The sequence below is a fragment of the Massilia sp. CCM 8734 genome (assembly GCF_011682155.1).
Taxonomy (GTDB): domain Bacteria; phylum Pseudomonadota; class Gammaproteobacteria; order Burkholderiales; family Burkholderiaceae_D; genus Telluria_A; species Telluria_A rubra.
Genome location: NZ_WHJI01000173.1, coordinates 1 through 622, shown reverse-complemented (window position 1 = coordinate 622; position 622 = coordinate 1). Strand labels below are relative to the sequence as shown.

General features: G+C 60.9%; 1 protein-coding gene. It reads right to left on the bottom strand.

Going from position 1 to position 622, the window contains the following annotated elements; genetic code table 11:
* A partial coding sequence (locus tag F2P46_RS36115; protein ID WP_368737996.1) for a DEAD/DEAH box helicase family protein occupies positions 1–622 on the bottom strand: 622 nt, incomplete at both ends.

Here is a 622-nt window from a genome sequence, read left to right as displayed (position 1 = left end):
GTGGCGATCTTGGCGAACAGCTTGCGCCGGCGGCTCTTTTCAAAATCCTTCTTCCCAGCGGCCAGCACCTTGGCGCCAGGGTAGAGGCGGTAGACGTCGGTCGTGAACTGCTCGATCATGTGGTTTGGAACGACGATCGCGGGCTTTTGCGACAGGCCCATGCGCCGACGCTCCATGGCGCGGGCGATGGCGGTAAACGTCTTGCCGGCGCCGACGGCGTGGTCGATGAGCATGAAGCGCTCGCTGATACCGCGCCAGATGGTATTTTTCTGGTGCCGGCGCATCTGGATGACCGCGTCAGGTACTTTACCTGGCAGGATCAGGTGGGCGCCGTCGTGCTGGCGGTTGACGCGCGTGTTGAATTTTTCGTTGAAGATCTCGACCAGCTGGTTGCGGCGGCCGCCGTCCTTGTAGACCCAGTCGGAGAATTCGGCGGTGATCGCTTTCGCCTTGAGCAGGGCCAGGGCGGTATTTTCCTGATGGATATGCGCTTTTCCGTCCTTGTCGTAGACCAAGACCTTGATCTGATTGTTATTGAGCAGGTCCGAGATCAGTTCGACGGAGGTGTAGCCTGGCGAGGCCCATTCCTCCTCCCGACCGCGGTCGTCGGCGCGGCCGTTGA